27 protein-coding genes are annotated in these 24,870 nt (G+C 41.8%); 11 read left to right on the forward strand and 16 right to left on the reverse strand.

The window, feature by feature from the left end:
• Positions 1–88: 88 nt before the first annotated feature.
• Positions 89–991 (reverse strand): carbohydrate ABC transporter permease, encoded by a 903-nt coding sequence (locus tag GLO7428_RS19905; RefSeq protein ID WP_015190375.1) that lies wholly within the window; start codon positions 989–991, stop codon positions 89–91.
• Between the two features lie 3 nt (positions 992–994).
• On the opposite strand from GLO7428_RS19905, the gene purN reads away from it, so the two are divergent.
• A complete protein-coding gene (purN, locus tag GLO7428_RS19910) occupies positions 995–1,663 on the forward strand; it encodes a phosphoribosylglycinamide formyltransferase (RefSeq protein WP_015190376.1) in 669 nt (222 codons plus the stop codon).
• A gap of 92 nt (positions 1,664–1,755) precedes the next feature.
• Here purN and GLO7428_RS19915 read toward each other — a convergent pair whose 3' ends face one another.
• From GLO7428_RS19915 to GLO7428_RS19940, 6 genes are all read right to left on the reverse strand, one after another.
• On the reverse strand, positions 1,756–2,685 hold the full coding sequence (locus GLO7428_RS19915) for an NAD(P)/FAD-dependent oxidoreductase (protein WP_015190377.1): 930 nt from the start codon (positions 2,683–2,685) through the stop codon (positions 1,756–1,758).
• Positions 2,686–2,883: 198 nt separating this feature from the next.
• Positions 2,884–3,768 (reverse strand): AraC family transcriptional regulator, encoded by an 885-nt coding sequence (locus GLO7428_RS19920; protein ID WP_015190378.1) that lies wholly within the window; start codon positions 3,766–3,768, stop codon positions 2,884–2,886.
• A 55-nt stretch (positions 3,769–3,823) separates the two neighbouring features.
• Positions 3,824–4,222 carry an ACT domain-containing protein gene (locus GLO7428_RS19925; RefSeq protein WP_015190379.1) on the reverse strand — a complete coding sequence of 133 codons (399 nt, stop codon included), beginning with the start codon at positions 4,220–4,222 and terminating at the stop codon, positions 3,824–3,826.
• Positions 4,223–4,239: 17 nt separating this feature from the next.
• Complete coding sequence (locus GLO7428_RS19930; protein ID WP_015190380.1) at positions 4,240–4,869, reverse strand: FMN-binding negative transcriptional regulator; 630 nt, start codon at positions 4,867–4,869, stop codon at positions 4,240–4,242.
• 222 nt (positions 4,870–5,091) lie between these two features.
• On the reverse strand, positions 5,092–6,219 hold the full coding sequence (locus GLO7428_RS19935) for a restriction endonuclease, SacI family (RefSeq protein ID WP_015190381.1): 1,128 nt from the start codon (positions 6,217–6,219) through the stop codon (positions 5,092–5,094).
• Between the two features lie 2 nt (positions 6,220–6,221).
• On the reverse strand, positions 6,222–6,479 hold the full coding sequence (locus GLO7428_RS19940) for a helix-turn-helix domain-containing protein (protein ID WP_015190382.1): 258 nt from the start codon (positions 6,477–6,479) through the stop codon (positions 6,222–6,224).
• 46 nt (positions 6,480–6,525) lie between these two features.
• Between GLO7428_RS19940 and GLO7428_RS19945 the strand changes: the two genes are divergently transcribed.
• Positions 6,526–7,644: a DNA cytosine methyltransferase gene (locus GLO7428_RS19945; RefSeq protein WP_015190383.1), complete on the forward strand. Its 1,119-nt coding sequence runs from the start codon at positions 6,526–6,528 to the stop codon at positions 7,642–7,644.
• Between the two features lie 13 nt (positions 7,645–7,657).
• Here GLO7428_RS19945 and GLO7428_RS19950 read toward each other — a convergent pair whose 3' ends face one another.
• The gene (locus GLO7428_RS19950; RefSeq protein WP_015190384.1) at positions 7,658–8,437 is read right to left on the reverse strand and encodes an ABC transporter permease; all 780 of its coding nucleotides are present in this window, start codon (positions 8,435–8,437) and stop codon (positions 7,658–7,660) included.
• A gap of 158 nt (positions 8,438–8,595) precedes the next feature.
• Here GLO7428_RS19950 and GLO7428_RS19955 point away from each other — a divergent pair, with 158 nt between their 5' ends.
• The 5 genes from GLO7428_RS19955 (at position 8,596) to GLO7428_RS19975 (ending at position 12,720) form a co-directional block, all read left to right on the forward strand.
• On the forward strand, positions 8,596–9,729 hold the full coding sequence (locus GLO7428_RS19955; RefSeq protein ID WP_015190385.1) for a cob(I)yrinic acid a,c-diamide adenosyltransferase: 1,134 nt from the start codon (positions 8,596–8,598) through the stop codon (positions 9,727–9,729).
• Positions 9,730–9,903: 174 nt separating this feature from the next.
• Complete coding sequence (locus GLO7428_RS19960; protein ID WP_015190387.1) at positions 9,904–10,794, forward strand: TIGR02587 family membrane protein; 891 nt, start codon at positions 9,904–9,906, stop codon at positions 10,792–10,794.
• Complete coding sequence (locus GLO7428_RS19965; protein WP_015190388.1) at positions 10,791–11,177, forward strand: hypothetical protein; 387 nt, start codon at positions 10,791–10,793, stop codon at positions 11,175–11,177. The genes GLO7428_RS19960 and GLO7428_RS19965 overlap by 4 nt, the downstream gene beginning before the upstream one ends.
• A gap of 195 nt (positions 11,178–11,372) precedes the next feature.
• Positions 11,373–12,068: an S-layer domain-containing protein gene (locus GLO7428_RS19970; protein WP_015190389.1), complete on the forward strand. Its 696-nt coding sequence runs from the start codon at positions 11,373–11,375 to the stop codon at positions 12,066–12,068.
• Between the two features lie 76 nt (positions 12,069–12,144).
• Complete coding sequence (locus GLO7428_RS19975) at positions 12,145–12,720, forward strand: DUF924 family protein (protein ID WP_015190390.1); 576 nt, start codon at positions 12,145–12,147, stop codon at positions 12,718–12,720.
• Between the two features lie 15 nt (positions 12,721–12,735).
• Here GLO7428_RS19975 and GLO7428_RS19980 read toward each other — a convergent pair whose 3' ends face one another.
• Complete coding sequence (locus tag GLO7428_RS19980) at positions 12,736–13,620, reverse strand: tetratricopeptide repeat protein (RefSeq protein WP_015190391.1); 885 nt, start codon at positions 13,618–13,620, stop codon at positions 12,736–12,738.
• Between the two features lie 242 nt (positions 13,621–13,862).
• On the opposite strand from GLO7428_RS19980, the gene GLO7428_RS19985 reads away from it, so the two are divergent.
• A complete protein-coding gene (locus GLO7428_RS19985; RefSeq protein WP_015190392.1) occupies positions 13,863–15,254 on the forward strand; it encodes an LCP family protein in 1,392 nt (463 codons plus the stop codon).
• Between the two features lie 167 nt (positions 15,255–15,421).
• On the opposite strand, the gene GLO7428_RS19990 is transcribed toward GLO7428_RS19985, so the two are convergent.
• Both GLO7428_RS19990 and GLO7428_RS19995 read right to left on the reverse strand, forming a co-directional pair.
• Positions 15,422–16,324: a sulfotransferase domain-containing protein gene (locus tag GLO7428_RS19990; RefSeq protein WP_015190393.1), complete on the reverse strand. Its 903-nt coding sequence runs from the start codon at positions 16,322–16,324 to the stop codon at positions 15,422–15,424.
• Positions 16,325–16,631: 307 nt separating this feature from the next.
• Positions 16,632–17,285, reverse strand: coding sequence for an L-threonylcarbamoyladenylate synthase (locus tag GLO7428_RS19995; protein WP_015190394.1), 654 nt, complete (start codon positions 17,283–17,285; stop codon positions 16,632–16,634).
• Between the two features lie 148 nt (positions 17,286–17,433).
• On the opposite strand from GLO7428_RS19995, the gene larC reads away from it, so the two are divergent.
• Positions 17,434–18,663 carry a nickel pincer cofactor biosynthesis protein LarC gene (gene larC, locus GLO7428_RS20000; protein WP_015190395.1) on the forward strand — a complete coding sequence of 410 codons (1,230 nt, stop codon included), beginning with the start codon at positions 17,434–17,436 and terminating at the stop codon, positions 18,661–18,663.
• A 458-nt stretch (positions 18,664–19,121) separates the two neighbouring features.
• On the opposite strand, the gene GLO7428_RS20005 is transcribed toward larC, so the two are convergent.
• Both GLO7428_RS20005 and GLO7428_RS20010 read right to left on the reverse strand, forming a co-directional pair.
• A complete protein-coding gene (locus GLO7428_RS20005; RefSeq protein ID WP_015190396.1) occupies positions 19,122–19,928 on the reverse strand; it encodes a hypothetical protein in 807 nt (268 codons plus the stop codon).
• Positions 19,929–20,005: 77 nt separating this feature from the next.
• Positions 20,006–20,569, reverse strand: a complete 564-nt coding sequence (locus GLO7428_RS20010) for a DUF6658 family protein (protein ID WP_015190397.1) — start codon at positions 20,567–20,569, stop codon at positions 20,006–20,008.
• Between the two features lie 451 nt (positions 20,570–21,020).
• On the opposite strand from GLO7428_RS20010, the gene GLO7428_RS20015 reads away from it, so the two are divergent.
• Positions 21,021–21,959 carry a lysylphosphatidylglycerol synthase domain-containing protein gene (locus GLO7428_RS20015; protein ID WP_015190398.1) on the forward strand — a complete coding sequence of 313 codons (939 nt, stop codon included), beginning with the start codon at positions 21,021–21,023 and terminating at the stop codon, positions 21,957–21,959.
• Here the strand turns inward: GLO7428_RS20015 and GLO7428_RS20020 are convergent.
• Positions 21,952–23,175: a hypothetical protein gene (locus tag GLO7428_RS20020; RefSeq protein WP_015190399.1), complete on the reverse strand. Its 1,224-nt coding sequence runs from the start codon at positions 23,173–23,175 to the stop codon at positions 21,952–21,954. The genes GLO7428_RS20015 and GLO7428_RS20020 overlap by 8 nt on opposite strands.
• 372 nt (positions 23,176–23,547) lie before the next feature.
• Here GLO7428_RS20020 and GLO7428_RS29525 point away from each other — a divergent pair, with 372 nt between their 5' ends.
• The gene (locus GLO7428_RS29525) at positions 23,548–23,673 is read left to right on the forward strand and encodes a hypothetical protein (RefSeq protein WP_255348356.1); all 126 of its coding nucleotides are present in this window, start codon (positions 23,548–23,550) and stop codon (positions 23,671–23,673) included.
• Between the two features lie 434 nt (positions 23,674–24,107).
• Here the strand turns inward: GLO7428_RS29525 and GLO7428_RS20025 are convergent, their stop codons facing one another.
• Positions 24,108–24,557, reverse strand: a complete 450-nt coding sequence (locus tag GLO7428_RS20025; protein WP_196797403.1) for an SH3 domain-containing protein — start codon at positions 24,555–24,557, stop codon at positions 24,108–24,110.
• A gap of 39 nt (positions 24,558–24,596) precedes the next feature.
• Positions 24,597–24,752 (reverse strand): hypothetical protein, encoded by a 156-nt coding sequence (locus tag GLO7428_RS28020; protein WP_015190401.1) that lies wholly within the window; start codon positions 24,750–24,752, stop codon positions 24,597–24,599.
• Positions 24,753–24,870: the final 118 nt, after the last annotated feature.

Genomic DNA, 24,870 nt, shown 5'->3' on the forward strand with positions numbered 1-24,870 from the left:
ATATAAAAGTAAATTGAATGAGGTCATGGGTAATCGGTCACAGCTATTCCAATGACCCATTACCAGTTACCAATTACCACTTATTTACTTAATCTGACTCTTCACTCCAAGTCCGCAACTGTAAATAAACCAAGATGAGTGCAACTGCTAAAAGTACCGTAGCAGCAGCAGCAGCGTAACCAAAATCAAATTGCGCAAAAGCTTCTTGGTAAATATAGTAAACCAATAAATTAGTCGAATTTAAAGGACCTCCCCCTGTAACAACATAAACTTGCTCAAAACTTCGTAGCGTAAATATCGCGGTTGTGATCGTTGCAAATATCAGGGTTGGTCGCAATCCTGGTAGAGTGATATGCCAAAACTGTTGCCAAGCATTAGCGCCGTCAATTTCGGCGGCTTCATAGCGACTCGGTGGAATTGCTTGTAATCCAGCCAGGAAGACGACCATATTGAAACCTAATTGCTTCCAGATGCTGAGTAAAATCAAAACGGGCATTGCCCAAGTAGTACTTCCTAGCCAAGGAATTGGTTCGATGCCAAAAGAACCTAAAAATGCATTTACAGGACCATTTGTTTGAAATAACCAACGAAATCCTAATCCTGCTGCGACTAAAGAGGTGATTGAGGGCAGAAAATACGCACTGCGAAAGAAATCTCGTAAGATAACAGCACGGTTTAAAAGTGCGGCTAGTCCTAAAGGAATGATTAAACTAGGAATCACTGTGGCAATGGTGAAGTAAGCTGTATTTCCCAGAACTTGCCAAAAATCAGGATTGAGAATTAAGCGCAAGTAGTTTCTTAAACCAACCCAGCGAATCCCTGCTGAGGTAAAACTACCAGTGGTAAAACTGAGATAAAACAAATAGGCGATTGGGTATAGCAGAAATATTCCCAAAATAATCGCTGCTGGGGCGAGAAAAACCCACGCCGCGATCGCATCATTATCCAACCACGATTTACTATATCGAGGAGTGTTTTTATTACCCCGCATTCGATGTCCAGCAATTTAGATCGATTTAGCCTTGATTCTACTCTGAGTCTAGTTTCTCCCTCAGTATCACCACGCGACATAACACTAAAAGTTCCGCTAAAACTCGGAATTCTCGCCTCTGGTAATGGTAGTAACTTTGCAGCCGTTGCGGATGCGATCGCGCAAGGAAAACTCAACGCTCAAATCCAAGTTCTGATTTACAATAACCCAGAAGCGAAAGCCGCAAAACGTGCCCTACAGCGAAACATCCCAGCAATTTTGTTAAACCACCGCGATTTTGCCTCTAGAGAAGACCTAGATGCGCAAATTGTCAAGACTTTACGCGAATATAATGTCGAATGGGTAATTATGGCAGGATGGATGCGTATTGTCACTCCAGTTTTGATCAATGCTTTCCCCAATCGAATCATTAATATTCACCCTAGTTTGCTACCCAGCTTTAAAGGTGTCCGCGCCATTGAACAAGCATTAGCTGCAAAAGTGAAAATTACAGGCTGTACCGCCCACTTTGTCAGTCTCGAAGTAGATAGCGGTACGATTTTGGTTCAAGCCGCCGTGCCAGTCTTACCCGACGATACCCCAGAAACGCTTCACGCGCGGATTCAAGTTCAAGAACATCGAATTTTACCGCAGGCGATCGCCCTTGCAGCCTCCAGCATCAATAGTATTTGAAAACTTGAAATTAAAATGATTTGTCATAACCAGAAAAACCGATTAGATTACTCAGATTATCTGTTGATACGTAACCTTACTGTTGTCACGTATTAACGCGCGTGCATCAAGTTTTCTTCAATCAGGGTGCGATTTATGAAAGCCGCAGCAGTTGCGCCACTGGTAACTGCTACAGTAATTTGCGAAAACAGAGTAGATGTATCACCAACAGCATAAACTCCAGCAACAGAGGTTTGTTGATCCTCAGCAACTTCTACAAGCTTATTTTCAGTCAACTCACATCCTAGCTTTGCGGCTAAGTCACTATGCTGTTGCAGTTGAGGGCGCAGGAAAATACCTCGACGTGGGATTGCTTCGCCGTTTGCTAACACAATCTCTGTCAGCAATCCATTCTTATGCTCAAGACGGGCGATTTTTTCTTCGCGCAGTTCAATTCCCCAGCTAACTAATCGTTGGCGCTGTGCATCACTTAATTCAGCAGAACCATCCGAACAAAGAATTAAATCGCGGCTCCAGCCTGTAAGCATTAATGCCATTTCAAATGCGGCTTCGCCTTTACCATAGATCGCTAGAGGTTGATCTCGAACTTCCCAACCATGACAATAGGGACAGTGAAAAATGCTGTTTCCCCAAAGTTCAGCAAATCCTTCAATTGCAGGTAAAATATCTTTTACGCCTGTAGCTAATAGTAGCTTTCGAGAAGTAAATTGAGCATCATTGTTGAGAGTAACTTGAAATTGATTGCCTAAATTCCTAGCATCAATGACTTCTCCCATCTGAAACTTTACGCCATCATAAAGATGTAATTGCTCGCGTCCGATTTGCAACAGTTCTAAGGGCGCGATTCCATCGCGTGAGAAAAAACTATGCGCAGTATGAGACACGGCGTTGCGTGGTTTGCCAGCATCGATAATGAAAACACGTCTACGCGATCGCCCTAATACAAGAGCCGCGCTTAACCCTGCGGGACCTGCGCCAACGATAATAACATCAAAGTGATTTGCTGGTGATTGAGCATTCATAGCTTGTTTGAATGTTAATTTTGCTAATGTTCAGCGGGTAGCAGACTAAAGCTGCAACAATGATTCCGAGAGAGACAAGAACTTTTCGACGAGACAGTCGTAGTCTCGTTGTGTGCTAATTGCCATAACATCATGTTGTGACAGTTCTCAGAATATCGAGTGCATATCAATGTGGCTACAAACTTCTTGCCCAGTTTGTCAAAAACTTGCCCCTATAGTTGTTCGATACACGCTAGGAGTGACTGTAGTCAATCGACGAAACGTAGCCGTAAAGTGACTCTGACTTGCAAATCCAAGTTGATAACTGATATCTGCAATTGATAATTGTGTCTCGCTTAAGAGCTTCTTAGCCCTTTCAATTCTTTGAGAAAGTAAATATTGATGAGGAGAAAGACCCGTAGACTGTTTGAACGCTCGTGCAAAGCGATATTGACTCATCTGCACAACATTTGCAAGTTCGCTCAGTGTTACATTTTGTTCAAGCTGGTCGTCGATATAGGCAATTATGTGTTCTAGTTTCTGAATTGGAAGTTTAGCACTCGCATCTTCAAACGGAATACAAGTTGTTGAATAGTGCTTAATCAAATGATTTGCAAGAACATGAATTACTGATTCAATATATAAAAGCCTTGGTACTCGCAGTTGAAATTCTCCACGCAAGTCTATTCCAAGCTGACGAACTAACGGATCTTGCGCTGCCCACTTCTCAACAATTTCAATCTTTTGATTGCCCAACTCATCAGCAATTTGCTCAAGTAAGATAGGTTCAAAATTAATAACTATCATTTCCTGTTTGCTTTCTAGCAGGGTTTCATGAGGTAAGTTTGCAGGTAGAATCGAAACGTGTCCGGCTTGAACGTGTTGTTGCTTGCGTTGACCTGTTGCAGTTTGCCAAGTTGCGTGAAATGAAGAGTTTGCAAGCGGAATAGAAATTTTGACATGAGGATCGGTGTGTTCTGGAAAATGATTTGGATTGCTACAGGCGTAGGAAACACCGCTACCATTCAAGCGTACCGTTTGCTCAAAAATCGGCTGTGGCGGATTTTCGCCAGGAATTTGACAAAGTAGGCTATCTGATTGCATAAGCTTCGCAAGTTGGGTGCAAAAAATTAAGATTAGCCTGCGGTAATGTAACTAATTACGGTGTCGAGAACTCTTGCAACAGCCTCATGACTTTACACGCTCGTGCCGCTGGAATGAATAAGTGGTCGTGATAATATGCTGAAACTAGGTTGACACTAATGCCATATTGTGCAAGTTTACTAGTAATCGTCGCTAGAAATCCTACAGCATCGAGGCTAGAGTGAACTGATAGTGTTACCATCCGAAAAACTGACGAATAAGAAATATCCGCAGCATCCGCGCGATCGCGCCTTACTATCAGTGTTAGTCCTTCATCTTCGCGAAATACACAGATAGGCTCAAGTTTCAAATAACTATTATCGTGATGATTCACACTGCAAAAAACGTATTCTTCATCACGCAAAATCGGATTCATTGATCGGAGTAAAACTGCTAAATTCGTTTCACCTGACATTAAAACAATATCTTTTATTACTCATTTTTCTCGATGTTCTGTTTCATTTGTGTACCAATAGCACGAGTAGCTGCATCTGAACTCTTTAAAAGTTCCTTTGATACATTCTGCTGATCAGTTTGACTACGGTTTTGACTAAGTTTGTACTTACCCTCCAAGCGCGTCACTGTCATTTCAAATCCTACAATGCCATTCATCATCCCTTCACGAAATCCATCGGATAAACCATGCCAATGTAATTTATATTCAGCTTCATAGGTATCGATCATGTCATTGATCATTTTGTCCACTGATTGTGGTGTGTTATTGAACGTCATAATTTTGGGAATACCATACGCATGAACTGCAATATAGTTCCAAGTTGGTACGCTCTCGTGTTTTTCATACAAGGTAGGAGAAATGTAAGCGTGTGCTCCAGTAAAGATAGCTAGTGATTCTGCCGTATCAAAAGCTTGCCACTGCGGATTTTGCTTCGCAAGATGACCGCTCAATTTAACAACATCTTCCTGCAATGTCACAACAAGCGGGATGTGAGAAGCGCACGGCACACCATCTACAATTGATACCAAAGTAGCGAAACTATTGGTTCTCATAAAAGAAACCAGTTTATCTACATTGTCTTCTTGAAAAGCTGTTGGTCTGTACATGGCGATCTAGATTTTTGTTAGTCTCTTGAAGATGATAACGAGAGAATTTTTGAGTTGACTATAGCGGTTAGCAGATTCTTCTATTAGCCATTAGCTTCTTTAAAAGCTTGAACGCGCAATGCATTTAATAAGTATATTTGTTCTAACCTAAATACGTCTTGCTATAATTAACGGTATTGAGCAGCTAGGAACCTTTGTATTCACACCAACCAATCTATGCCATCACTCCAACGAAGTGTTAGATAGCGGATTTGACAGAACTTGCGTAGATTGGACGACACGTTCAATATGCTCAAAAACTTCATCCCTGACCCGAGCGCTAATTGCATAGTACTGGAGTTTTGCCAAAAATGTGCCAAAGGAGAGTTCTGGACATAATGCACTTACTGATCTAACAAAAGAAACAAGATCAACAAAAATGACATTGACACCTCTTGTGAGCAAAGCAGTCTTTGCAACTTGCTCAAGCGATGCGATACACGCTCCATTTACTCCAATAACGAACGTAATTGATTTTAAGCCGTATTGACTTGCTTTGAACGCAGCATGATCAACATCCTGCTGACCGAACTGCTTATCTTTAACCTCAACTGCCACAAAAATTCGACCATTCTTCTTGATGTCGATATCTGCCACTTCATTCGAGGAAGCACCACTTTGATTAATCGGATGGACAATGATCTCAAAACCTTCAAACTGGTCAAAATATGTTGATAGGATAGTCCCTGTCACAATTGCAGCAACCTGACCCTCAATTGACCTTGTAGCAAATGCAGTGACAAATTCAATAATTTTTAAGTGAGAGTCTGCTGAGTCGGCAAGTTGAGAAGGCTCAAATCGTGCAATTTGTCTTTTAATTGCATACTTCAAGGCAACACAAAGACTATTAAAAGCCTGCTCAGACGTTTTTATCTCGGACAGTACGTTATGCAGTATCAGTAGAAGTTCTCGATCCCTACCAGCCCTCACAGCATTTGATGGGGAGATTGTTGGAAAGCGGGCAGGCTTATTGAGAAATGGCTCGTTTGAACCTCCCAGCGAACGATTTAGTAATTTACGCTCAAGCGGTACCACCACTCGATGACATAAGCTACGGGCATCATATGCCCCTTCAACATCAGCACCTGCTTGAAGCGCAAGGGCATTGATCTTCTGGTTGGTTGCTTTTGCTAAAAGAGCAGTCACAAGAATGTATCTGAAAGTGAGATGTTTGCCTTCAATGATTGTTCTGATCTCAATATCCCATCCTGTCGCTGGGGTTTTTCTAGACTCATCTTGTGCAATTGCGATCGCTTCTTGAAAAAGTTGCTTGGCGGCTGTTTGATCTACAGTTGGTTTTGAGAAGCTCATGCTTAGTCTGAATTAGCAAACTGTGCAAAGAATTCAGCAGGATCAGTATCTGTAGCCCGAACCCATCTTAATGCTTCTAGAATGTCGATTCGACGTTCCCGACGCTCGATCTTGGAAATGTCAGGTTGTGTCAAGCCGATTTCCTGAGCAATTGCTTTTTGAGAAAGTTTCGCTTTTTCTCTTAAGGCAACCAGCCCAGCAACGATCCTGTGATATTCGGGATCGTGAATACTTGAGATAGACTGCTTTTGACTTTCCATAATTCAGATATTGATTTGGAAAAGTAATTATGCCAAAATCGCATACATGAATAACAAAATGGTTTTATCTGGGATCTCGCTTTTTTCCGGTGCAGGAGGTATGGATGTTGGATTCATCCGCGCAGGAGTCGATGTTGTTAGTGCCAATGACATCGACCGAGACGCTTGTCTTACGTATGAGGCAAATCATCCAGGAGGAATTATCAAGTGCAGTGATATTAATGAATACTTGATTGACATACATCGATTCAAGGGAATTGATCTTGTTTTTGGTGGTCCGCCCTGCCAAGGCTTTTCTGTAGCTGGCAAAATGAACCCTAATGATCCGCGTAACGAATTGTTATGGGTATTTATGAAGGCTGTGGAACTCACAAAGCCTCGGGCTTTTATATGTGAGAATGTTAAGGCGCTAGCAGTTTTTGACAAGTGGTCTAAGATGCGCCAACGCCTTTTCAGTGTGACTAGTCAACTGGGATACTCCTATAAGTTAGTGGTACTCAACTCATCTGACTTTGGTGTACCACAATCCCGAGAGCGAATGTTTTTGATTGGCTTTCGTGATATTAAAGATATTGGCAACTTAGAGACACACTTCGAGCAATATAAGAAGCAAGCTCCAAAGGTTAGAGATATTGTTTCACCTTTAGGTATAGCAGGTTCCGAGAACAATCAACGGATATGTAATGCAAAAGTTACTCTTGCTGCCAAGCCTGTAATGCGGCGTTCTCCTTATGCAGGAATGATGTTCAATGGTCAAGGAAGACCATTAAATCCCAATGGATACTCATGCGCTCTCCATGCCTCTATGGGGGGAAATAAAACGCCAATCATTGATGAAGATCACTGCTATCTTGGTCATGAAAGTTGGGTTGAATGGTATCATTCTTACTTGATGAAAGGAGGAAAACCGCTCTCATTAAATGCTGCACCTAAAAGACTTAGACGATTAACGATTGATGAAGCTCTAAGAATACAAACATTTCCATATGACTACCAGTTTATCGGTGGGCACAGTTCGATCTACAGGCAAATTGGCAACGCTGTACCTTGCGACTTAGCACAAGTTGTTGCAGAAGTTGTTCGAGATTGTCTTGCAAAGGGTGAAGTAGTGACAGCATCAACTGCTATGGAACGTAAATCCAAACAGTTGCAGCTAGCCATCTAAACCATCTTGCTTTTTAAAACTGACGGCGCGAGAAAATCAGAATTGCGATCGCTAACAACAACCCTGTATACAACAAGCCATAACCTGCATTCGCGATGAGTGTGAGTGGATTTGGTAAAGCATCAGCACCATAAACAGCTAAATTCTTCAAATCTAAACGCGATAAATCAGGTAAGAATAGGTACAATCCCTGAGTCATGCGCTGAATGTTGACACTTTCGCTCAGACGACCTAATGTCACTAAATCTTGAGTAAAGTTACCCATCAAGTAAATGCCAAAACTCAAGAGTGTTGCAAGCACCGAACTTGTAAAGACTCCAAATGCGATCGCAACTGCGGTAATGAGCGACAACTGCAAAAATAAAAATAGTGCTGCTAGAAGGATACTACCCAACGGATACGGAATATTCCCCAGTTGTAAAAAGGCAAGATAAATCGCTGTCATCGCTGCAATCAGTACGCCCAAAACTGCGGACAATCCCAAGTGTTTACCTGCAATAAATTCGCCACGACTAATCGGTTTAGCAATTAAAACTAATACAGTCCGTTTCTCAATTTCTTTATTGATTAACCCAGTGCCAACAAAGATCGCCACAATTAAGCCAAGTAGACTCATCGCTGCTAAACCAAGATCCAAGAAAATCTTATCTTCTGTCGTCGCAGCAAGTTGCGGTAATAACCAAATTGCCACCGCCAAAATTAGAGCATACAAGCCAATGATATAAAGAATGCGATCGCGTACCACTTCGCGAAATACATTTGTTGCTATCACCAAGATGCGACCGAAACTCATACGACTAAGTGTTAAGTGTGATGAATTTTTGTATGAAAAAACGTTCTCTAACTGTTATACCCTCTAGCTATTCGCTTCTCACTACTCGCGCTCTCCTCCCTAGCAATCAACCGAGACGTCCGTTAAAATCTAAATCTGCATCAACATCGAAAAGAGCAATGACAAGAAACGGCATTGGTATTCGCACAGCGCAACTACGTCCCCACAGGGCTGTAGGGCAAATTCACGTTTACGACGGTGCCGGAAAAGGAAAGTCCCAGGCGGCTTTAGGCGTCGTTTTACGTTCTATTGGATTAGGAATCAACACGCGTAGCGCCACCCGTGTTTTACTGCTGCGATTTCTCAAAGGACCAGGACGCGCCTATGATGAGGATGGAGCAATTGAAGCTTTGCAACAAGGTTTTCCGCATTTAATCGATCAGGTACGTACAGGGAGAGCCGAATTTTTTGGCCCTGATGAAATTATGCGGTTCGATCGTCAAGAAGCGCGACGCGGTTGGGATGTTGCCAAAGGTGCGATCGCTTCGGGTTTATATTCAGTAGTTGTGTTAGATGAACTTAACCCAGTCCTTGACTTAGGATTACTCCCAGTCGATGAAGTCGTGCAAACGCTGAAATCAAAGCCTGAGGAAGTTGAAATCATCGCTACAGGAAGAGGTGCGCCACAACAACTTCTCGACATCGCCGATTTGCACTCGGAAATGAAACCGCACCACCACGCAACAGCCGCCGAACAAGGAATTTCGGGAATTGAAATCTATACGGGTGCAGGGAAAGGAAAATCGACAAGTGCTTTAGGTAAAGCATTGCAAGCGATCGGTAGAGGAATTAGTCAAGATAAATCCCACCGTGTCTTGATTATGCAATGGCTCAAGGGTGGCAGTGGCTACACCGAAGATGCCGCGATCGCAGCTTTACAACAATCCTACCCCGCCTTAGTCGATCATCAACGTTGTGGGCGCGATGCAATTGTTTGGCGCGGTCAACAGCAAGAATTAGACTATGTAGAAGCTGAGCGAGGTTGGGAAATCGCCCGTACTGCGATCGCATCAGGTTTGTATAAAACGATCATCCTCGACGAACTCAATCCTACGGTTGATTTAGAACTGTTACCAGTAGAACCAATTGTCCAAGCTTTACTGCGTAAACCTCGCGATACCGAAGTCATTATCACCGGTCGCTGTCACAATCCACCAGCCTATTTTGACTTAGCGAGTATCCACTCGGAAGTTTTTTGTCACAAACACTACGCAAACCAAGGAGTCGAACTCAAACAAGGCGTCGATTTTTAGTATTCTAGAATACATCAAGGTGCAATAATGGAAGATACTCAAGTCCTCGATCTCGTGGCAGGTGGGTTAGCAGTCGTGATTCTCATCGGCGGCTATTTAATGATGTTCACTGATATCTTGACAAAAAAGAAGTAATGTGATATACACCAGCGCCTGCAACTGCAAGCACGAACTATGAATCGCCAAAATCAGCAACGATCGCTTGTGCGATCGCTTCAAGAATACCTGCGGGGAATTGCCGGAGGTCTACTATTCAGCTTACCCTTGCTTTACACAATGGAAGTTTGGTGGACTGGATTTATTGCGCATCCTTTACGCCTACTGATTTATGTCCTGGCTACTTTTAGCTTGTTACTCGGTTACAATCGCTACGGTGGTTTGCGGCGTTCAGCAGGTCCGTTAGAAGTTGCCATTGATTCGGTCGAAGAGATGGGACTAGGATTAATCATTGCCGCAATATTTCTCTGGCTCTTAGGGCGAATCACTGCGGATATGTCTGTTGATGAAATCGCTGGTCAAATTATCGTGGAAGCGATGACGGTGGCGATCGGTGTTTCTGTTGGTACGGCACAGTTAGGCGGTGGTGAAGGCGATCAGCAAACAGATAGTGGCATGAAAAGTAACTCACCGCACGACGATCCCGATCCCACACCTTTTTTGACAGAAAACAACGGTGATTTTGGAGGACAACTGACGATCGCGTTGTGTGGTGCAGTGTTATTTGCTGCAAATGTCGCCCCTACCGAAGAAATTATTCAAATCGCAGTAGAAAGTAATTCTTGGAGACTCGTGGGCTTTGCGCTTGTCTCTATGCTCTTAGGGGCAATGATTCTGTTTTATAGTAACTTCACCGGCACGCAGCGATTCTCTAAAAAACGCGGCTTTGTTAATGTTATTTATGGCACAGTTGTGACCTATGCGATCGCCTTAGTTGCTTCCGCTGCAATTTTGTGGTTTTTCGGGCGCTTTGACGGTATGTCACTCATGACGTGCTTAGCCCAAACCGTTGTTTTAGGACTTGCCGCAACGCTCGGTGCTTCGGCAGGAAGACTATTACTACAATGAAACAATTAGAAAAAAACTGGCTAGAGTGGATTGTGTTTGCGATTAGTCTTGTACTCGTCGTTGGTACGTTGGGATATTTGGTTTACGACGGGGCAAATACAGGTTCCTCGCCCCCCAGCTTTGAATTTCAACTTGGGCAACCGCAGCCGCAGCAAAATTACTTTGTCGTGCCAGTATCTGTAACTAATCAAGGTGACGAAACGGCTGAAGGCGTACTTGTCGAAGTTGTCTTAGAAAGCAATGGTACCGAACAAGAAACCGCAGAATTTGAAATTGCCTTTTTACCGCGACAATCTACCCGTGAAGGCTGGGTAACATTTAAAACCGATCCGCGTACTGTAGATCAGATGTCAGCACGCGTCATGGGTTTTGAAAAACCTTAATAAGGATGCAAAAGAAGTAGCTGATTGCTAGCTTGTAGCCTTCAACTCGGAACCTTCTTTTTCGCTTTCCAGTCTGAATAGATAACAGTGTTTGATACTAATTCGCTACTTGAGTGCATCAAATCATACAGAGAAATGATGGCAATTTTGAAGTACGCGAAAAAGTGATTTCCTTCTTAAAGGAGAACGTTTGATATGAATCGTGTTAATTCTTGGCACTCTGGAACAGCTGGAGTTATGGCGCTTGCAGTTGCAGCAAGTACTATAACCCCCCTCATTTTATCAACTCCTGCATCAGCGCAACTTTTTCCTCGGCAACCGTATCCTTCGAGAACCTATCCTTCAACGAATTATCCGTCTTCTACACAAGTTACAATTCCCGTAGGTACTTCGATTCCCGCGCGGTACGATGAGGCAGAACGCATCATTGTTACTCCTACGGAAACGATGTCTTTAACGCTCACGGTAGCAACGAATATTATCAACCGTAGTGGTACTGTATTGATACCAGCAGGAAGTCAAATTGTCGGTCAAATTCAACCGGTTTACGGTGGTTCGCAGTTTGTAGCAAGAGAACTTGTCATGCCGAATAACCGACGACAAAGCATTAATGCTAGTTCAAGAGTATTCAGTCAAACGCAGGAAATTACGCGTGGGTCTAACACAGGTTCGATCTTGAAAGGTGCAGCCGTTGGTGCAGCAGCAGCCGCCGCTGTCGCAGCAATTACAGGCGATCGCGCGATCGCCACCGAAGAAGTTCTAGGTGGTGCTGGATTAGGTGCATTAGGCGGAGTTTTACTCGGTCGCAGACGTGCTGAGGTTGTTGTCATCAACCCAACGACAGATCTGAATCTAACGCTTAACTCAAATCTACCGTTATCTACCTACTAAACGCAAAAGTTAACCTCTCAATTGGGCATACACTAAAAAGCGGGTAGCTATTAGCAATGCTACGGTAGAGGGACTGATGTCACAAGTAGACGAAATTCTAACGTTTTGGTTTGGACAACCAAATACAGCAGAGTATGGTAAACAGCGCGCGTTTTGGTTTACGAAAAGCGCTGAGTTTGACCGCGAAGTGCGCGAACGATTTTTGAGTGACTACGAACAAGCTGCGGCGCATCAATTAGACGCTTGGCAAGAAGCGCCCCGCAGTTGCTTAGCATTAATTTTACTCTTGGATCAGATGCCGCGTAATATCTTTCGCGGAACTCCTCAAGCTTTTGCGACAGACGCCGCTGCACTCGCTGCTGCACAGCACGCAGTTGCGCAAGGTTTTGACCGCGAACTTTTAAACGTACAGCGCTGGTTTATCTATTTACCGTTTGAACACAGCGAAAATCTTGAGCATCAACGCCAGTGTGTTGAGTTGTTCGCATCGTTAAAAGACGATCCTGAAAGTGCTTCTGCAATCGACTATGCTCAGCGTCATCTAGCAGTGATCGAACGCTTTGGGCGCTTTCCCCACCGCAACAAAATTCTCAATCGCGAATCTACCCCAGAAGAAATAGAATTCCTCAAACAACCAGGTTCGTCATTTTGAGGGGTGAGGCTTCTTCTACTGCGGAATCACTTGAATTTGCGCTGGCTGTGAAGGTGGCTCTTGTAAAGCGGCTTGAATTCGCGGTGAAGCCAGTAACTTTTGCGTATCAGCAATTAAGCGATCGCCCCATAATTGCTCGCGTAAAAATTCTACATCACCGTAGCGTTGGTCAATGCGTAATGCGGCTTCGCCCATGGCGATCGCACGTTGCTGATCGCCTCTAGTATAAAGTGCAACTGCCATTGCGAGTTGTGGTTCGGCTGCTTGTTTGTCAATATTCAGTGCGGCTTGCCAATGTTTCAGCGCTGAGTTAATATCGCCTTGCTCGTATTTTATTAAACCAATATTGTTGATTGCAGGCCAGAATTTTTTATCAGCTGCGGTTGCTTTATTATATTGCTCGATCGCTTGGGGAAATTGTCTGAGCTTGTAGTAAGCATTACCGAGGTCAAATAATCCTTCGGGATCGTTGGGTTTTAACCTCAAGCCAGCTTGCAGGGTATCGACAGCAGCTTGGTATTTTCCTTGCTGAAAATGCGCTGAACCCAAAGCAAACATAATCGACGCATTTTTCGGATCGAGGACTCTCGCTTGGTCTAATGCCGCGATCGCTTCATTGTAGCGATTTGTTTGTAGATACAAACCACCTAGCAAAAACCATGATTGATAGCTTCGTGGCGCTAATTGCGTTGCTAATCGCGCTCTTGGCAAAGCTTGTTCGTATTGTTGAAATTGTGCGAGTTGCGCTGCTTCCTGTGCTAGTCTTAATCCTTGTTGCTCTAAAGCAGCTGAATTTAGTTGGGGTGCGCGAGGAATGAGTGCCTGTCCCAATGCGGGTTGAGCAACACCCAGTAAACTACAGACAATCAAGAATTTTATCCAGAACTTGTGATTCGGCACAGTACAGCCTCAAACAATAATCTACAGAATCTTCAGCTAGCTTAAACTATTCGCAGGTAAATATGTAGGGGTCAGAGATCAGAGGTCGGAGGTCAGGGAAAGAAATTGTTCAAATTATAAATGAGGGTTAACTTACTCCTCACTCCTATTTAAGTTCATCTTTTGTGATGAAAATCTCTACTTGTCTTTCACAGCTTAGATTAACATAACGTGTAAAGTGCGGTATTAAGAGGACGATTATTGTGGTAAAGGGAGTAGAAACGCACATTAGGGCAATCCAGCCTGTTGCAGCCCAAGCAAAAAGGCAAGCAATCGGTGCTAAACAGCATCTTCTGCTTGTGCTGTGGGCGATGCGTAAACGAAATCCCCTATTGTTTTGGGGAGCTATTGTTTCAATGTCTATGGTTTGTGGAGCGAGTGTAGCGCTATTGACTCCAATATGGCCAAATAGTAATACGTTACAAGACAAACAATTTGTTGGACAAGGTTTTATCAAGCGGCGATCGCCTGTAGATTTTTGGGCTGACGCCTCGCAATATCAGATTTCTCGTCCAGTCAATATCTTGATTATGGGGATCGATCCTCCCATAAATACGGGGAATAATGCATCGGGAGTTTTTGCTGGTGCGAGCGATACAATGCTGCTTGTGCGGTTAGACCCCACAAATCAATCGATGAAAGTTCTCTTTATTCCCAAAGATAGCCAAGTTGTTATTCCAGAAATTGGTTTGGAAAAAATATCGCTTGCTAATGTTGAGGGAGGTCCAGCTTTAGCCGCAAGAGTCGTTAGTCGCACTTTAAATAATGTCCCGATTGACCGCTACGTTCGGATTACGACAAATGCTTTACAAGAATTAATCGATTCTTTGGGTGGGGTAGAAGTTTTTGTTCCCCAACAAATGTCTTATACCGATGCAACGCAAAAACTAGAGATTAACTTAGCCGCAGGATGGCAAACTCTGGATGGCGATCAAGCACAAAAATTTGCTCGCTTTCGCGATTCAAACGTTGGTGATTTAGAACGGTTGCAGCGACAGCAAATATTACTCAAAGCAATTCGCGATCGCCTCACTAGCCCTACGGTTTTACCGATCTTGCCTCAACTTGCCCGTACGATCCAAAGTTATGTTGATACCAATCTGAGCTTAATCGAAATGCTGGCGATCATTAACTTCGGAATTACTATCGAACCGCAGAATTTTCAGATGGTGTTAGTTCCTGGTAATCTGAGTCCGCTGAGTTTAGACCCTAGTAGCTACTGGCTGGATGGCGTTGGAATTAACCGCGTGATGAGCGACTATTTTGATGTCCAGCCGCTGGGTGGAGTCCAAACATCCCGCAGGCGATCGCTGACGTCGCTCAAAATTGCCGTTCAAAATGCATCTGGCGATCCGAAGTTGAGCGATCGCGTCACGCAATATTTGCGATCGCGTGGTTTTGCAAGAGTCTATACTGTTTCTGATTGGCTCGACTCGCAGCGTCAAACCGAAATTATTGCGCAGCAGGGTAACTTAACCGCAGCAACCGATCTTCAACAAATTCTAGGATTAGGAGTTGTAGAACCAACGGCGACTGGCGATCTTGATTCACACTTAACAATTCGTATCGGTCAAGACTGGAAGCAACAGCCGTAAGCTGCTGAATGTCGTACTAAAAGTTCAGTGTTTAAAACATAAATTATCTAGTGCTACTTCTCAATTAATGTAGTGTTGAGTAGCTATGGTCATGTGTTTTTCTAACACAATTCTTGGTTGAATCATTAAGAATTTGGAGAATATCATAGCCTGAGCGAGTCATAAATCTACAATCTATTCTCGCCCCAACCAAAGTCAGTCCCTAGATATTGATATAACCTCTGGTTATGCGGTTCAAAATAATCTAGCAATTTTCTTCTTACATTTTTGTCGATTCCACTAAACTCTAACCGACCAGAGTTTATTGCTTTCTTTCTTGTCGTTACATATATTTTTTCATACCGTTTTAGCTCGTAATAAGGTAGCTCTAGAAAATCTATAACTTTATTATAAATCTCCGATGGGTTTTCTTCTAAATCTTCTGTTTTTAAGATTAACATTTGCTCTTTTTTGAAAAATCTAAACCAATTCTTAAGTTGATCGATGTAGATGCCTCGAAGTAAGTAAGAATAATAACCATATTTTTTCTTACTTGTATATGTTTCATCGTGCATTATTTTTTCTAGTTCACCTTCTAATCTTTCTGCTTCTTTTTCTATTGCTTCTTCAAAAGATAAAGATTCTTTTCCAAGCCTTAATTGGTGCCTATAGTGCGAGTATGCTCTGTCAATAGGATTTCTGAGAATTGCTATTAACTTGACATCTGGTAAAAGTTTAGCAACTCTTTTTGGAGCATGAGGATAAAGCATATAATAAGGGCTTGCTTCCCCTGTGATAATTTTACTTGAGGAATAGTTTCCCAGAATAGAATTTGTACATAAAGGGAAATGACTGCGATACCACTCAAGACCTTTATAGTAATTCAAGTCAAAATAGTGAACCTCTTTTCGGAACGCAGAGATGATATTTGGATGTTCAGTTAAATAAGTATATAATGCAGTTGTGGCACATTTCATGCCACCAATAATTATAAAATTAGGTAAAGTTCTAAATGAGTTAGAAGCAAGGTTGGCTGTAAAGAATAAATTTGTTGAATGATTTTGAATATTCCTTTTTATTTGTTTTAACATACTAGTTTCCTGAATCAATAAGAAAGTTTTGATATGAGTACAGTAAGTAATTTTGAAGTCAATAAAAGAAGATTTTTTTAAAACTTTGAATAGATAAATATGACAATGCGAACTTACAATAATATGTATAATTAGAATTATTGCGTAAGTTAAGTAATACGTTAAGAGATATAGATAGTTATGTCGATACAGATTTGTTCAGAAACAATTATGATTTTTTAGAAAAAACTACTGAATAAATTAAAGACAAGTTTGCACAGGAAAAATTCAAGCACACCTTTGTGCTTTGTGTGATATGCAAAAATAATTAAATCCAAGCGGCGGCTTCTTCCCAACCTAAACCTTTGCGGGCGATCGCTGGCTCATTTTCTGTAAAATCTAAAATTGTGGACACTTGGTATCCAAGTTCAGAACCGTCATCGACAATGACATCAACTAACTTGTCTAAACGGTCAAACAACTCGACTTTAGAAATGTTTGCTTCGCTTTGTGAAGATGAGTGCCCGTTTTCATCTTGAGGTAAGTGCGCTGATGTTGAAATAATCGGATTTTCTAAAGCATTCAACAGCGCTTGCGACACGGCGTGATCGGGTACGCGAATTCCGGTTGTTTTCCGTTTGGGATGCTGTACCAACCGTGGAACTAATTTAGTCGCTGGTAGTAGAAAAGTATAAGGTCCAGGAATCAAGTGTCGCATAATACGATAAGCGGTGTCGCTGACTCTGGCATACGTTGCGACGTTAGACAACGACGGACACAAAAATGTGAGTGGCTTATCATTTGATAGTTGCTTGATTTGTCGTACGCGTTGGACTGCTGACTTTGAATTCAAATCACAGCCGATCGCATAAACTGTATCCGTAGGGTAGAGCATTACGGCTCCATCACGGAGCGTACTAATAATCTGCTCAACTGTACGCAGTTGCGGAGTATCAGGATGAATTGTATAAGTTTTAGCCATGACTTTACTAGAGGTCAAGATTCAAGGGTTAAAGAACAGAAGTTTTGTAAGAAGCATCGCTGAGATGCGATTTTAATCAGCAGCTTTGAATTTTTGTCTCTAGCTTTAGCTTTTTACTCCTTGCCACTTTCCTAAAATTTTTGACACTATGACAAAACTAGCGTATTTAGAGTGTCCTACGGGTATTGCAGGAGATATGTGTTTAGGAGCACTCGTTGATGTTGGTGTTCCCTTGGAGTATTTAACAGAACAACTCCAGAAATTAAGTATCGCCCAAGAGTATGAGTTAAGCACCGAACTCGTCCACCGCAATGGGCAACTAGCGACCAAAGTCCATGTAGATTTGTTAGGGGAACATCACCACGATCAACACGCACACCATCATGGACGACATCTACCAGAGATTGAGCAGCTAATTACTCAAGCACAACTACCATTACGGGCGCAGCAGTGGAGTTTGGCAGTATTTCGCCAACTCGCAGTCGCAGAAGGCGCAGTACACGGAATTCCACCAGAGAAAGTACACTTTCATGAAGTTGGTGCGGTTGATGCAATTGTTGATATCGTCGGTACTTGCTTAGGACTAGATTGGTTAGAAATTGACAAATTATACTGTTCAGCGCTGCCTACAGGAGGTGGTACAGTCAAAGCCGCACACGGACGATTACCAGTACCTGTACCAGCAGTATTGAAGTTATGGCAGATGCGCAATTGTCCAGTTTATAGTAACGGCATCGAACGCGAATTAGTTACGCCAACTGGGGCGGCGATCGCCACAACGTTGGCTATTGATTTTGGCGCACCACCGACAATGACGCTACAAAAAATTGGTTTAGGTGCAGGGTCAATTGATCTACCGATTCCGAATATTCTAAGGCTGTGGTTGGGTGAGGCAAGAGGTCAGCGAGAGGTTAACTTTAGTGATACAAGTTCTTGTACAGAGACGATTGCGGTACTAGAAACGCAAATTGATGACCTCAATCCACAGGCGATCGGGTATATTTTTGACGCTTTATTTGCCGCTGGTGCTGTAGATGTTTTTACACAGCCGATCGGAATGAAAAAATCGCGTCCTGGAATTCTGCTTAGTGTTATCTGCCCTCGCGAACGCGTGTGTCATTGCGAAACTATCTTATTTCAAGAGACAACAACTTTGGGAATTCGTCATTCGCTGCAACAACGTACTATTCTGCCACGCGAAATTCAACAGGTAGAGACTAAATATGGCTCAGTGCGAGTTAAAATTGCCCGAATTGGAGAAAAGATTGTTAACGTTCAACCAGAATATGAAGACTGCGCGCAACTTGCTAAAGAGCATCAAATTGCATGGCGCGAAATTCATCGTCAAGCACTACACAGTTGGTATTCAAATGCATAAAACTTGATTTTAAGCCTTTTGACCGCGGAATGCGCTGAACGCTTTTTCTCGGAGTTCAACTCCGGTGTACCGTTCACTTCCTTTGGGGCTACCTAAACAAAGTTTTGAACTTTGAGTTAAAACTTCTTCAAATCAATTTACAATTTAACATGATAAGCGGTTGCGCGGAGCGCAGCACTATAGGCGATCGCATTTATAGCAGTCTCGTTGGGGTAGTTGGGACATCGAACACGCTAAGTTGACAGTTGACAAAGTTTTCCCACATTCTCTTCGCTGTCAACTGATCTCTGACCTCTGACCTCTGCTATACATCAGAGGTGTCTCGCGTTCTGTTGCCAACAATAAAAAAAGTCAGGCGTTTGGTGTAGATTAAATCCAAACTTCCTGACTAAGTAAAGCGATTAAGGTTTGGGGATCTAAATTAAGCGGTTTTGCTGAACCCTAATTCCTGACCTTTCCTACTCTACAGTTTCACCAACTTTATCGCCTGCTTTGTAGAGCGATCGCTGAGTTGCTTTGCCAGCTTGGTAAGCTTTATCTTGAACGTAGTCGGAAGTATTGTCAGCAGCACGTTGTGCTTTATTAGCAACGTCTTGACCTGCGGATTTTACATTCTCAGCTGCGCGGTTAGTGCTACGGCTTACATCTTTAGCGGTTTCTTTAGCGCTTTCCTTGACGTTACCAGCAGCGCGTTTTGCATCACGAGTCACATCATCAGTTGCATCAAGAGTATTCTCTTTGATGTTTTCAGTACCACGCTTGGTTGCTTTGCCAAGTTCTGCGGCTGTACCTTGTGCTTTGTCTTGAGCAGCTTCGGTGCTACGCTGTACATTCTTACCGAAGTCTTCTAAGTTCTCGCCTTTCTTGTCGAGAATGCGCTTGGTATTTCCGCCGAGATCGCCTGTTTGGTCAATAACATTTCGTTCGGCGTTCTCTTTTAAAGCAGCAGCGCGATCAGCCGCAGCTTTTTCTAAGCCTCTGGCTCTTGGATCGACATCGCTGAACTCATTCATCGACCCGCCTCGAAAAGAATTTGTCACGGCTTCCTCTGGGACTTCTGGTCGAGGATTAGAGCTATTTTTTAGCTGAGTTGTAGACTCAGACTGCATCCCTGAAGGAACATCCTGTCTATCGCCCGACAAACCTGGTGTGCGTGCCTGCACTGCGTTACAAGCTGTACTCACAAACAGCACAACGCCTGCTAGCAACGCCATTAATACTCTACTCAGTCGAATGTTTCTAATTGCAGTAATGATTTTGCTCATACTGATACTCCATGCGGTTTTGTTTGAGTGAAAAGCTAACTAAATGTCCTAAAATTTCATTTGTCAGTCGTTTGTAGTTACTTACGTCTGAGTGCGGGGTTGCTTGTTGCTTCTGGTCTTCGACTTGCTTCGTCTGCTTTCTCACCAACGAACTCAGACGCCTCGCCAAACGCTTCTTGTACCTTCTCTAACCGCTTCTCTACTCGCTTTCCTAAGTCGGCTTCACGCTGGATTAATCCACCAGAAGTAGGCTGCTTGAAGTCTTCAGCCGTTTTAATTGGAAGTTGCGCCTCTTTTTCCATTCTACCTTCTGGTGTTTCTGCACCAGGATAAAGAATTTCGGAGTCGTTAGCCGCGATTAGTTGCGAATTTGAAGGCAAGCTTGCTTGATCTCGCCCTGTTTTAGCAGTTGTCTTGTTGACTTTAGGATCTGCGGACATATTATAGTTAGTGTAGGCGTCTCCACCTCCCTTGTAGGGATTATTAGCGCCGCCAGCTTGAACCGCAGGATTATCTGGGTTTGCACCTCTAGCGTCACCAGGGTTACACGCAGTACTAAACACGAGCAAGATTCCAGCTAAAAAAACTGTAAGAATTTGGCGTAGTCTTAGTTTTTTGATAGTACCTACTAACTTATTCACAGAGTCCTCCTTTTGTCTTTAAGCAACCCAAATCCAAGGGTTAACATTTTTTTAACTGTCGCAATGGGTTTTCATAACCATTTTTGAATACCCATTACGCTGTAATCAACACACTAGATATACAGCAAAATGGGCAGCTTTATGAGATTCGATAGTTAATTTTAACCACTGATTGATGATGGTAAAAAACAATCGGCGATCGCTGCCTCTAGCAAAGGTCACATTATTAATGAAATTAAATCCTGCTGTTATCTAACTGTAGAGAGATTCGTTTTGCTATACATTTCTCTGTGTTAAGAGTTGTTGAGCAAAAGCAACATTACTTGTATTATTTGAAGCAGCGCTAGCTATAGGCAAACAATTATTGGATTATGCGTGTAACCGAATGTATAAACTGACTGCTACAAAAAAGAATTCTAGTCGTAGGAGGTAGCAAATTCTTAAGTCATTAGTGCGATTTTGGGTATACCTAAAACCATACAGTCGATGGTTCATTGTTGGGATAACGCTATTCTTTTTACTGCAAGCTTTAATCCGTCATTGGCAAGAAGTTACTACACTCCAAATTAATTCTAGAGGATGGGCAACTTTAGCTGGTGCTTGGTGCGTCACTTTTCTTGCACACATTTGGTCGGGGTGGGTCTGGACTTGGATTTTAGGAGAACTCAATCAACAAGTCAATAACTATCAATTTGTTCGGGTTTACTTAAAAACTAATATTGCCAAGTACTTGCCTGGTAACATTTGGCATTATTATGGTCGGATTACTGCTGCAAAAGATGCTGGTATTGCTACTAGTATAGCAACTTTAAGTGTATTACTAGAGCCGCTCCTCATGGCAGCAGCTGCTTTAATAATAGTTTTGTTAGGTATTTTCTTTGAAGTAACAAATCACCGCTTTCTATTGATATTATTATCCCTGCTGGGTTTAGCTACTATTCTAGTCGGGATTCATCCCTGGTTTTTAAGTAGAGCAATTCGCTTGTTAGGAAAATTAAAGTTAAAGAAAAATTCCAAGCAGCAAATAGATTCTAATAGCTATATAGTAATACGCTATCCTCTAAATCCGCTACTAGGAGAAATGGGTTTTGTTTTGCTACGCGGTAGTGGGTTTTTGCTAACTTTACTAGCGTTCGATTCGTTGGAGTTAGCACAATTACCTTTATTATTAGGGACTTTTAGCTTAGCATGGCTACTGGGTTTGGTTATTCCAGGAGCACCTGGAGGATTGGGAGTATTTGAAGCAACGGCGATCGCACTTTTGCAACACCGCTTGTCTCCTGGTATTGTCATCGGGGCGATCGCGTTTTATCGGTTAGTGAGTATTCTTGCTGAAACTGCTGCTGCTGCGCTTGCTTGGTTAGATGAACGTCGCCTAAATTTTAATTAAGTTTTACCGGAACATTATCTATATAAATCGCACACATCACGTTAAAGATATCAAGGAAAGTAGTCATTTTACTTCTCTCAGTTTCAGAAAAATTCTCATAATATCTGATTAATTCAGCTATACAAGTTTCGAGATGAATGCGGCAACCTTTGCAAATTAATAAAACTTTGATTAATACCATCACTAAGGTTAATGGTGTCCCTTGTGAAATTAAAGTAATAAACATTGGAGATGGCTCATGATGATTTTCGGTTGTCAAATACTCAATAACTTTATTACAAGTTCTCAAAATTAAAGCGTCGGTGATTTCTTTATCATTATAATTAGCATTTAATGCTGCTAGCTTTTTTGATAGATTGATACTGGATGCATTTCCTATTTCACTACTATTGCTCGAATGAAGTAAAAATTTTTCTAATCGTTCTTTAAATTGGTAGTAGTTAATATTTTTTGTTTGTTTGATAAAAAGATTTGCTGTGTTGGTATAGCTAGCTGGATCGCGCTTGGCTACAATTAACTTAATTAAGCGCAATACTTCATCGGGTAAATTGGTGGGATTTTTATGTTTTTCTGTTTTAGGAGATTGCGCAGAAGCCATATACATTGCTAAGTCAAACTTAAATTGATATTTCAGTTTACTTGCTTCATATTTTGCAGCTTCCCGTTGTTCTATTGGTTTTCTTGTATCATTAGATTGAGCTATTAATACGTGGGATTTATAACTATTATTCCAATGAGGTTTCCCGTGTTGACATTTGTCAGCAAATGCTTTAACTTCTGCGTAACTCGCACTGCTTACAAAATTCTTCACCCAAACTCTAAGAATGCTTTGAGCAGGTAGAGTTGAATGCTGGCTATCAGGAATATTTTCGAGAACCGCAATCAATTGTTGAATATATTGTGTTCTCTTTGTGATTTTCCAATTATTAAGTAAAATGAAACAGCAGCGTTTGATTGTATTATGAAATTCATCTTCATTGTTACTCACGATCACTTCTTGCAATGCTTGAAGATGATCTACATTAGTTGTTTGTGGAAGACAAATAAATAAATCGATGAACTGTTGTAAAACTACCTCTGCTGGAAGATTTTTGACGCTTTCTAGCAAAAACCTATAAATAGTCTCTTGGGATTGCGTAAGACTACGGAGCGGTTTATCTGACTGGACAACCGTATGACTAGATTTAGAACCTGCTGGCTGTGAAGAATTCAACATACACTTTTTAAAGGTAAGAAACCTCCTTTACCTGAGGAGGTTGTATATTTACGTGTATTAGAAATAGCACGACAAAGATGAGAGGCTTTGATGCATAATTTAAACAAAACGTAATTGAGAATATGGCACATATACATCAATAGTTCATCAGTAAATCTAACGATCTAAAGCCTTGATTCACTTCTTAGTAGTCATTTGCACTGCATCCATATTTTCAATACTTTAACAACATAAAATATCTTTTGATACTACGTCAATTAAGCAGTTGCTTAGCTTGATTTCACACGCCTGCATTTTGCTGAAGCGATCGCTTGATGTAACAAACACTTTAGAACAGAACTTAAGCTCTTAAAGCGGTAGTAGTGACAATCGATGGCTGAGACTGTCAAAAACAATACGCTCAGCGCAAATCAGCGGTTCTTAGCAGCGATGACTATTGCCTACAGCTTTTTCCTTGGATGCACCACAATGCGGCAATGGGTATTTGAAGAACGCTGATTAAGTATAGCTCTTGTAAGAGATCTTACAAAGTGATTTTTTATTATTTAGTACAGGTGAGCTTAGTTTTATCTAAGAAAAAGTCGGACATTTTCAATAAGATATTGATGAATTACAAAACAAGAAATTTCAATGGTAGATTCAGACAAATCTAGATAAGCAATTTCATGTATCGTTAAGTTCAAAACATAAATAGGATAGCGTTTGTAGAACTCTTTTTTATAGGTAGAGGTCGCCTTTAAGAAAAGCTGCTCTTGTCTTGCTACCGCTACTCTATCCTTTGAAATAGCAGGAATACTTTAGGGCTGCGTAGATATACTGACCTTTGCGGAGCGTTGATCTTACCTTAATTCTATAGCAGCTAATTTTGATTTTTCTCTGATGATTTGCCAACGGTATCTTTGCTACCTTTACCTCTATGTAATGATTTGAGATTAATTACGCCACATATCAAACTTATCTTCTGAACATCCGTTGATATAAGCATTAAATACCCAACCATTCAGCCGTTTAAAGCTTTCGTTAGGAGGGTATCCATAGACTCTTGCCACAATCATTACCCAATTGCCCTTCCGCTGTGTTGCTCTTACACCATCACCTCGATTAAGTTGAGTAATGACTTGATGCTGATTGCCAGGACCACTGCGGATATTGACATTATTGCCAGTAATAAATGAACATACGCTATTATTCTGTATCTTTACATCGTAGCTGGGCTTTTGAGATTGTTGCGCCCAAGCACTACCCATTAACAATAAGCTCGATGCTGAAGTTAATATAATAGAGATAGCAACTTTATATAAGTTAAGAATTTTCATAATTGGAAATTTTTGTGGTATGGTGCTGAGGATTGTCAATGCTACTTGATAGATATTAATTACCACGAGTTAGTTAAATATATACTTTGGCTTTCATCCACAGCTTCACCTACATCTATATAATATTCTTTCTTCTTCATCCTCAATTTCAACTGCGTTTACGGCTGCAACGACATCTATAAGATTATTGATAGCTTCAGTATCAGGAATATCTGCTGATTCTCTAAAGAATAAATGATGTTCTAGTGTAGATTTGAGCATTTATCAATTAGTTGCAAGAGTATTTTTAGCTGAAGGCGAAGAGACTAGAGGTTTATAGGGTAAAAGCATGATAGTCAAAATCCTCTCCAACTTCACGCAGTACAATGAGGGCAACAAT

It is taken from the genome of Gloeocapsa sp. PCC 7428 (assembly GCF_000317555.1).
Lineage (GTDB): Bacteria > Cyanobacteriota > Cyanobacteriia > Cyanobacteriales > Chroococcidiopsidaceae > Chroogloeocystis.

Coding starts and splice junctions, on each gene's coding strand:
- GLO7428_RS28020 (WP_015190401.1), bottom strand. CDS start 24,752: ATGCTCAAATCTACACTAGAACATCATTTATTCTTTAGAGAATCAGCA.
- GLO7428_RS20005 (WP_015190396.1), bottom strand. CDS start 19,928: ATGAGCAAAATCATTACTGCAATTAGAAACATTCGACTGAGTAGAGTA.
- GLO7428_RS19950 (WP_015190384.1), bottom strand. CDS start 8,437: ATGAGTTTCGGTCGCATCTTGGTGATAGCAACAAATGTATTTCGCGAA.
- GLO7428_RS19925 (WP_015190379.1), bottom strand. CDS start 4,222: ATGTCAGGTGAAACGAATTTAGCAGTTTTACTCCGATCAATGAATCCG.
- GLO7428_RS19960 (WP_015190387.1), top strand. CDS start 9,904: ATGAATCGCCAAAATCAGCAACGATCGCTTGTGCGATCGCTTCAAGAA.
- GLO7428_RS19920 (WP_015190378.1), bottom strand. CDS start 3,768: ATGCAATCAGATAGCCTACTTTGTCAAATTCCTGGCGAAAATCCGCCA.
- GLO7428_RS19965 (WP_015190388.1), top strand. CDS start 10,791: ATGAAACAATTAGAAAAAAACTGGCTAGAGTGGATTGTGTTTGCGATT.
- GLO7428_RS19940 (WP_015190382.1), bottom strand. CDS start 6,479: ATGGAAAGTCAAAAGCAGTCTATCTCAAGTATTCACGATCCCGAATAT.
- GLO7428_RS19935 (WP_015190381.1), bottom strand. CDS start 6,219: ATGAGCTTCTCAAAACCAACTGTAGATCAAACAGCCGCCAAGCAACTT.
- purN (WP_015190376.1), top strand. CDS start 995: ATGTCCAGCAATTTAGATCGATTTAGCCTTGATTCTACTCTGAGTCTA.
- GLO7428_RS20020 (WP_015190399.1), bottom strand. CDS start 23,175: ATGTTGAATTCTTCACAGCCAGCAGGTTCTAAATCTAGTCATACGGTT.
- GLO7428_RS29525 (WP_255348356.1), top strand. CDS start 23,548: ATGGCTGAGACTGTCAAAAACAATACGCTCAGCGCAAATCAGCGGTTC.
- GLO7428_RS19970 (WP_015190389.1), top strand. CDS start 11,373: ATGAATCGTGTTAATTCTTGGCACTCTGGAACAGCTGGAGTTATGGCG.
- GLO7428_RS19905 (WP_015190375.1), bottom strand. CDS start 991: ATGCGGGGTAATAAAAACACTCCTCGATATAGTAAATCGTGGTTGGAT.
- GLO7428_RS19930 (WP_015190380.1), bottom strand. CDS start 4,869: ATGTACAGACCAACAGCTTTTCAAGAAGACAATGTAGATAAACTGGTT.
- GLO7428_RS19945 (WP_015190383.1), top strand. CDS start 6,526: ATGAATAACAAAATGGTTTTATCTGGGATCTCGCTTTTTTCCGGTGCA.
- GLO7428_RS19955 (WP_015190385.1), top strand. CDS start 8,596: ATGACAAGAAACGGCATTGGTATTCGCACAGCGCAACTACGTCCCCAC.
- GLO7428_RS19995 (WP_015190394.1), bottom strand. CDS start 17,285: ATGGCTAAAACTTATACAATTCATCCTGATACTCCGCAACTGCGTACA.
- larC (WP_015190395.1), top strand. CDS start 17,434: ATGACAAAACTAGCGTATTTAGAGTGTCCTACGGGTATTGCAGGAGAT.
- GLO7428_RS19915 (WP_015190377.1), bottom strand. CDS start 2,685: ATGAATGCTCAATCACCAGCAAATCACTTTGATGTTATTATCGTTGGC.
- GLO7428_RS19975 (WP_015190390.1), top strand. CDS start 12,145: ATGTCACAAGTAGACGAAATTCTAACGTTTTGGTTTGGACAACCAAAT.
- GLO7428_RS19990 (WP_015190393.1), bottom strand. CDS start 16,324: ATGTTAAAACAAATAAAAAGGAATATTCAAAATCATTCAACAAATTTA.